Below are 6,934 nucleotides of genomic sequence, written 5' to 3' on the forward strand. Positions count from 1 at the left end.
GGTGTGATCCTGCCCACTGCAGCGCCACGGCGGCCCCGATGGACACCCCTCCGACGAGGATGCGTCCGTGCTGCGCGGCCGCGGCGTCGAGCGCGTCGACGTAGCTTCCGACGACTCGCCGGGGATCGGGTTCGACTGCGGCCGTGCGCACTCCACGGCAGGTCAGAGGCTTGGTGAAGGCGCGGGCCACGAAGTCCGCGTCGGATCCCGTACCCGGGAGCACAACGGCCACGCAAGGCCGACTATCAGAGGGCATGTGATGATCCTGCCTCGTCCGTCACAGCGCTCCTCCGGTGGTGTGGTTGCCGGGAACCAATGGGTCTACAGTGGCGAATACACAGCCCTACGAGCGGCGCGAAGATCTCGCGTCGCACATGCTCCAGGAGCGCGCAATGGCACCCGCCACGGCAGGATATTTTCGTCGGCTGACTCGCAGGCTCACCGAGGACCTCGAGCAGCTGGACGCCGAGGAAATGGCCGAGACGTCTCAGGCGTCCGGCGCACAACGTGCCTGCGACTGCAGCCGCGGCGAAGAGGTCACCATGCTGGGGCGGCTCCGTAGTGTCGAAGCCTGTCCGAAGTCCGGGAACGCCAGCATCGAAGCCGAGTTCTTCGACGGCACGGAACAGATCAAGCTGGTGTGGATCGGCCGGCGGAGGATTCCGGGCATCGAGCCGGGCAAGACCCTGCTGGTTCGCGGACGTGTCGGCGAACGCGACGGCCAGAAGGTGATCTTCAACCCGTATTACGAGTTGCGCGGCGAATCGTAGCGGCCCTCTCGTGTGGCACTCTCGTTGAGTGACCGAAACGAAGCAGCAATCCATACTCGAACAGCTCGGTGGGCTCAGCGGGCTGGTCTATTCGACCCTGCCCATCCTGGTTTTCGTTCCGGTCAACGGTGTGTGGGGCCTGGGTCCGGCTATCTGGGCGGCCCTCGGCGTCGCCGTCGCCATTCTCGTCTGGCGCCTCGTCCGCCGCAGCCCCATCCAGCCCGCGGTGTCCGGGTTCGTCGGCGTCGGCATCTCCGCGTTCATCGCGTACCGCACGGGCGATGCCAAGGGATACTTTCTCTTCGGGATCTACACGAGCCTCGCCTACGGGGCGGTGTTCCTGATCTCGATTCTGGTGCGCTGGCCGATCGTCGGCCTGATCTGGGGATTCCTCAACGGCCACGGCAACCTCTGGCGGCGCCATCGCGGTGCGGTACGTGCCTATGACGTGGCCACCGCAGCCTGGGCGCTGGTGTTCGCGGCCCGGTACCTCGTGCAGTCGCAACTCTACGATTCGGACCAGACGGGCTGGCTCGCGTTCGCGCGCATCGCGATGGGCTGGCCGTTGGCGGGATTGGCTCTCCTGGTGACGATCTGGGCTGTGCGCCGGGCAGACCGGATCGTCGAACCGGCACCGTCGGACGACGCCGGCGAACCGACGGACGACACGGAAGCGGGCGGCCCCCGCGACGAGCCCGGCCGCACCTGAGCGCAGCCCCACGCTGAGGACCGCGTCGGCCCTGACCGGTTGTGCCGGAGACGAAGTCGCCGACCCGATCAGGCCACGAGGTTCTGGTACTCGGGATGCTTCGACACGAACCTCACGACGTACGGGCACACCGGGCGCACCCGCAGCCCACGGCGGCGGAGATCGTCCAGGGCCGCACCCACGAGCGTCCGGGCGAGTCCGAGTCCCTCGTACTGCGGATAGATCTCGGTGTGAACGAAAACGTGTACGTCCCCGTCGACTTCGTACTGCTCGATTCCCGCGAGTTCATCGTCGGCGTGGATCTCGTACCGGCTCTGCTGCGGGCTGTCGGTGACGACGATGCTCTCGGGTGTTGCGGTGGTACCCATCGGATCCTCCCGGGTGTCGATCGGTCCCCGCCGGGTCAGGAGAGCCCGACGGCCGCTCGCAGGTCGTCCTCGACGTCCACGGACGCGACGAACAGCAGTTCGTCACCGCCCTCGAGCGGATCGTCCTGCTGCGGCACGATGACCCGTCCGCCGCGGAGAATGGTGACCAGCGCGGCATCGCGGGGCAATTGCAGCTTGCGGACGGGCTTCCCGGCGAGCGGGGTGTTGTCGGGCAGCGTGACCTCGACGAGGTTGGCCTGCCCCTGGCGAAATGTCATCAGCCGCACGAGATCGCCGACCGACACCGCCTCCTCCACCAGCGAGGCGAGCATCCGGGGGGTGGAGACGGCGACGTCGACTCCCCAGGACTCGTCGAACAACCACTCGTTGCGGGGATCGTTGACGCGGGCGACCACACGACTGACCCCGAACTCGGTCTTCGCGAGGAGGCTGAGGACCAGGTTGGCCTTGTCGTCACCGGTGGCCGCGATCACCACCTCGTAGGTTTCGAGGGATGCGGCCTCGAGGCTGCTCAGTTCGCACGCGTCGGCGTGGACCCAGGTCGCCTCGGGCACCGACTCCTGTTCGACGTGCTCGAGCTTGCGTTCGATCAGCATGACGGCGTGTTCGCTGCGGACCAGTTCGCGCGCGATCGAGCGTCCGACTGCCCCGGCTCCTGCGATTGCGACTCTCATCGATTGCTTCCGTTCGGGTGGTCGATCGTGAACATTCTCACTGCCGTCTCAGTTGTCCGAAGGCGGGGGATTGCCCGCGAGCGCGACGGCCTCGGCCACCGTTCCCGACACGGCCGCGATGTACACCTGGTCGTCGGCCTGGAAGACCGTCTTGCGGTCGGGAAGGACGCCGGTGCCGAAGCGGATGATGAACGCGACACGCGAATTCGTCGCCGCCTCGAGTTCGGCGACCGGCCTGCCGATCCAATCCTCGTGCAGGGACAACTCGGTGACCGCGACGGTTCCGGACGGATCGCGCCACTTGGCGGTCTGGCTGTCGCGGGTGAGGGTGTGCAGGAAGCGGTCCGTGGACCACGGGACGGTGGCGACAGTGGGGATCCCGAGCCGCTCGTACACGGCGGCACGCTTGGCGTCGTAGATCCGGGCGACGACGCGCTCCACGCCGAACGTCTCCCGGGCCACGCGTGCGGAAATGATGTTGGAGTTGTCTCCGGACGACACTGCGGCGAATGCCTCTGCGCGCTCGATACCGGACTTGACCAGCACGTCACGGTCGAATCCCATGCCGACGACGGTGCGTCCGGGGAAGTCGGGTTCGAGACGTAGGAATGCGGCAGGGTCGCGATCGATGACCGCGACCTCATGGCCGATCCGGGTCAGCGAGCCAGCGAGGGATGAGCCGACCCGGCCGCATCCCATGATGACCACATACACCTTGTACTCCGTTCATGGGCTCTTACGTCACGTCTCGAGTACGTGCGTACCGAATCGAACCGTACAGTGCCCAGGCGGAAGAGCAACCGAGACAGAGATCGCAATCCGGACACATTGGTGGGTGAGGGTCCAGGTTTTCTGCGGACGGCTTACGCTTTGGCAGTGTCAAAGCTCTCGACCGCCACAAAGCGGCTACTGCTAGGCAGACCCTTCCGGAGCGACAAGCTCGGGCACACGCTGCTTCCCAAGAGGATCGCCCTCCCGGTCTTCGCCTCCGATGCGATGTCGTCGGTGGCCTACGCCCCCGAGGAAATCTTCCTCGTACTATCGGTGGCGGGCATCTCCGCCTACGCGTACACCCCCTGGATCGGACTTGCCGTCGCCGCAGTGATGGCGGTGGTGGTCGCCAGTTACCGGCAGAACGTGCACGCCTACCCGTCGGGCGGCGGCGACTACGAGGTCGCGACCGTCAATCTCGGTCCCAACGCGGGTCTGACCGTGGGCAGCGCCCTACTGGTGGACTACGTCCTCACGGTCGCGGTCTCCATCTCGTCGGCCGCGTCCAACATCGGTTCGGCGGTGCCGTTCGTGGCCCAGCACAAGGTGCTGTTCGCGGTCGCGGCCATCGTGCTGCTGACTGCCATCAACCTGCGTGGCATCCGTGAATCCGGTGCAGCCTTCGCGATCCCGACATACGCGTTCATCGCCGGCATGGCCCTGATGCTGCTGTGGGGGTTCTTCCAGATCTTCGTCCTCGGCGACGACCTGCGCGCCGAATCGTCCGGATTCGAACTCGAAGCCGAGGACTCCCACCTGTACGGGATCGCGTTCGCGTTCCTGATCGCTCGGGCCTTCTCCTCCGGCTGTGCGGCACTGACCGGTGTCGAGGCGATCAGCAACGGTGTTCCCGCCTTCCAGAAGCCCAAGTCCCGCAACGCGGCCACCACGCTGCTGCTGCTGGGATCGATTGCCATCGTGCTGCTGATGGGCATCATCATCCTGGCCCAGAAGATCGGGATCGTGTACGCGCACAGCCCGGCCGAGCAGCTGATCGGCGCCCCCACCGGATATCACCAGAAGACTCTGATCGCGCAGATCGCGGAGACGGTGTTCGGCGGTTTCCCCATCGGCTTCTATTTCATCGCGATCGTGACGGCCCTGATCCTTGTGCTCGCCGCCAACACGGCCTTCAACGGGTTCCCCGTGCTCGGCTCGATCCTCGCGCAGGACCGCTACCTGCCCCGGCAGCTGCACACCCGCGGCGACCGCCTGGCGTTCAGCAACGGCATCCTGTTCCTGTCCGGGACGGCGATCGCGTTCGTCGTCCTGTTCGGCGCCGAGGTGACCAAGCTGATCCAGCTGTACATCGTCGGCGTGTTCGTCTCGTTCGTGCTGAGCCAGACGGGCATGATCCGGCACTGGACCCGGCACCTGAAGACCGAGAACGACCCGGCTCAGCGCCGGCGGATGCACCGCTCCCGGGTGATCAACTCCATCGGCCTCGCCATGACCGGCGCCGTCCTGATCATCGTGCTCATCACGAAGTTCGCGGCAGGCGCCTGGATCGCGATCGTGGCCATGGTCGCCATCTTCGTCGTGATGAAGATGATCCGGAAGCACTACGACAGCGTCGCGCGGGAGCTCGAGGAACAGGAATGGGACGGGGTGCTGCCCAGCCGGACTCACTCCATCGTCCTCGTCTCCAAGCTGCACATGCCGACGATGCGGGCGCTCGCCTATGCCCGGGCCACACGGCCGGACACACTCGAGGCGATCACGGTGAACGTCGACGAACCCGACACCCGGGCGCTCGTGCGCCAGTGGGAGAAGACCGACATCGCGGTGCCGCTCAAGGTGATCGAGTCGCCGTACCGCGAAATCACCAAACCCGTGCTCGACTACGTGCGGCGCGTCCGGAAGGATTCGCCGCGGGACGTCGTCACCGTGTTCATCCCCGAGTACGTGGTGGGGCACTGGTGGGAGCAGATCCTGCACAACCAGAGTGCGCTGCGGCTCAAGAGCCGCCTGCTGTTCCAGCCAGGTGTGATGGTCACCAGCGTTCCGTGGCAACTGAACTCGTCCGAGAAGGCGAAGACACTGAACATCGAATACACGGCCGGGGCGTCACGCCGCGGCTACGAACCCGACGACAAGTGACGGGCGAGAAGCGTTGAGTGAGAACTGGTCGGACCGCCGCTTCGAACYGCGGCTGGGAAATCCCGGGCACGGCGGTTTCGTCGTCGCCCGCCATGAGGGCCGCGTGGTCTTCGTGCGGCACGGACTGCCCGGCGAGCGGGTGATCGCCCTCGTCACCGAGGATCGCGGCGGGTCCTACTGCCGGGCCGACGCGGTCGAGATCCTCGACGCGTCCCCGGAGCGGGTCACCCCGGTGTGCCCGGTGTCGGGTCCGGGCGGCGCGGGGTGTTGCGACTTCTCGCACGCGAGCCTGCACGTGCAGCGGGACATGAAAGCGCAGGTCGTGGCCGAGCAGTTGGCGCGGCTCGCACGTGTGCAGCGGGACGTGGACGTCGAGGAACTGCCCGGCACCGGAGACGGCACCGGCTGGCGCACGCGGGTACGGCTCGCCGTCGACCCGGACGGCCGCCCCGGCTATCACCGGCACCGCAGTTCCGGGATCGTCACGGACCTGGCGTGCCCGCAGATCGAGTCGGCCGCCTACGACGGTGTGAGCGAGCACGATTGGAAGCCCGGCAGCGAGGTGCAGATCGTCCTCGACGGCGCGGGGGAGCGGCACGTGGTCGAGATCGCTCCGCCGAAGGTGTCGCGGACCGGCCGCACGAGTCCCGGGCGCCGCGGTGCCATGGCTCGCCGCGCCGCCAGCGGTGCGCCACGCGCCGAGCGGGTGGTCGTCGGATCGGGTCGCCCGGTGGAGCGGGTGCGCGACCGGGAATGGGCGCTGGCCGCCACCGGGTTCTGGCAGGCGCATCGCGGGGCCGCGGAAACGTATTCGGCAGTGGTCGCCGAATGGGCCGGGATGTCCGCGGGCGAGACCGCATGGGACCTGTACGGGGGAGTGGGTGTGTTCGCCGCCGCCCTCGCCGGCGATGCCGGGCCGTCCGGACACGTGGATTCCGTCGAGTCCTCACGCCAGGCCGTGTCGGATGGGAAGGCCGCGCTCTCCGACCTCCCGCAGGTGCGGTTCCACTCCGACCGGGTAGAGCGCGCCGTCTCCGGGCTCGCCTCCCCGCCGCAGGTCGTGGTGCTCGATCCGCCGCGTGCGGGTGCCGGGCGTGACGTGATCGACGCGGTCGCCGCCGCGGGCGCCGAGCGGGTCGTGCACGTGGGATGCGACCCGGCGTCGTTCGCCCGCGACATCGGTCTGTACCTCGCGCAGGGATATCATGTCGACGAGCTGCGCGCGTTCGATGCGTTCCCTCTCACCCACCACGTGGAGTGCATCGCGTTGCTGACGCGCTGACAGCGGCGCATCGTTACCGAACGCAACAAAACGTTATAGTCGGCCCGCAAGTAGTGGGTGTGTGGGACGGGGACTGGATGTCGGTACAGGCAGATACTGCGCAAGCGCTCGTCGATGCGGTGTTCGCACTCGGGCGGTCGTTGCGGGCGGTCGTCTCCGCGAGCGGCGAGACCCCGATCCCGCCCGCGTTGACGAGCGTGCTCTTCGTGCTCGCCGCCCGGGGGGAGTGCCGCCAGAAC

At 67.4% G+C, this 6,934-nt stretch carries 7 protein-coding genes and 2 pseudogenes; 5 read left to right on the plus strand and 4 right to left on the minus strand.

Annotation, left to right across the window (positions count from 1 at the left end; translation table 11 throughout):
• A pseudogene (locus AC1D1G_RS39245) lies at window positions 1-256 on the minus strand (alpha/beta hydrolase); the annotation flags it as partial.
• A 136-nt stretch (window positions 257-392) separates the two neighbouring features.
• On the opposite strand from AC1D1G_RS39245, the gene AC1D1G_RS39250 reads away from it, so the two are divergent.
• Both AC1D1G_RS39250 and AC1D1G_RS39255 read left to right on the plus strand, forming a co-directional pair.
• Window positions 393-770, plus strand: coding sequence for an OB-fold nucleic acid binding domain-containing protein (locus AC1D1G_RS39250; protein WP_005240856.1), 378 nt, complete (start codon window positions 393-395; stop codon window positions 768-770).
• Between the two features lie 28 nt (window positions 771-798).
• Window positions 799-1,479: a DUF3159 domain-containing protein gene (locus AC1D1G_RS39255; protein ID WP_105414596.1), complete on the plus strand. Its 681-nt coding sequence runs from the start codon at window positions 799-801 to the stop codon at window positions 1,477-1,479.
• Between the two features lie 68 nt (window positions 1,480-1,547).
• Here AC1D1G_RS39255 and AC1D1G_RS39260 read toward each other — a convergent pair whose 3' ends face one another.
• Genes AC1D1G_RS39260 through AC1D1G_RS39270 form a run of 3 tightly spaced genes read right to left on the minus strand, consistent with a single transcriptional unit; the run spans window position 1,548 to window position 3,256 of the window.
• The gene (locus tag AC1D1G_RS39260; RefSeq protein ID WP_317567477.1) at window positions 1,548-1,847 is read right to left on the minus strand and encodes a GNAT family N-acetyltransferase; all 300 of its coding nucleotides are present in this window, start codon (window positions 1,845-1,847) and stop codon (window positions 1,548-1,550) included.
• A gap of 35 nt (window positions 1,848-1,882) precedes the next feature.
• Window positions 1,883-2,542 carry a potassium channel family protein gene (locus AC1D1G_RS39265; protein ID WP_283331904.1) on the minus strand — a complete coding sequence of 220 codons (660 nt, stop codon included), beginning with the start codon at window positions 2,540-2,542 and terminating at the stop codon, window positions 1,883-1,885.
• Window positions 2,543-2,590: 48 nt separating this feature from the next.
• Window positions 2,591-3,256: a potassium channel family protein gene (locus tag AC1D1G_RS39270; protein ID WP_005240869.1), complete on the minus strand. Its 666-nt coding sequence runs from the start codon at window positions 3,254-3,256 to the stop codon at window positions 2,591-2,593.
• Between the two features lie 162 nt (window positions 3,257-3,418).
• On the opposite strand from AC1D1G_RS39270, the gene AC1D1G_RS39275 reads away from it, so the two are divergent.
• From AC1D1G_RS39275 to AC1D1G_RS39285, 3 genes and pseudogenes are all read left to right on the plus strand, one after another.
• Entirely contained in the window at window positions 3,419-5,413 is a 1,995-nt protein-coding gene (locus AC1D1G_RS39275) for an APC family permease (RefSeq protein ID WP_477956291.1), read from the plus strand.
• Between the two features lie 13 nt (window positions 5,414-5,426).
• The gene (locus AC1D1G_RS39280; RefSeq protein WP_477956292.1) at window positions 5,427-6,695 is read left to right on the plus strand and encodes a class I SAM-dependent RNA methyltransferase; all 1,269 of its coding nucleotides are present in this window, start codon (window positions 5,427-5,429) and stop codon (window positions 6,693-6,695) included.
• 77 nt (window positions 6,696-6,772) lie between these two features.
• A pseudogene (locus tag AC1D1G_RS39285) lies at window positions 6,773-6,934 on the plus strand (MarR family transcriptional regulator); the annotation flags it as partial.

It is taken from the genome of Rhodococcus sp. P3_B8, assembly GCF_056402775.1.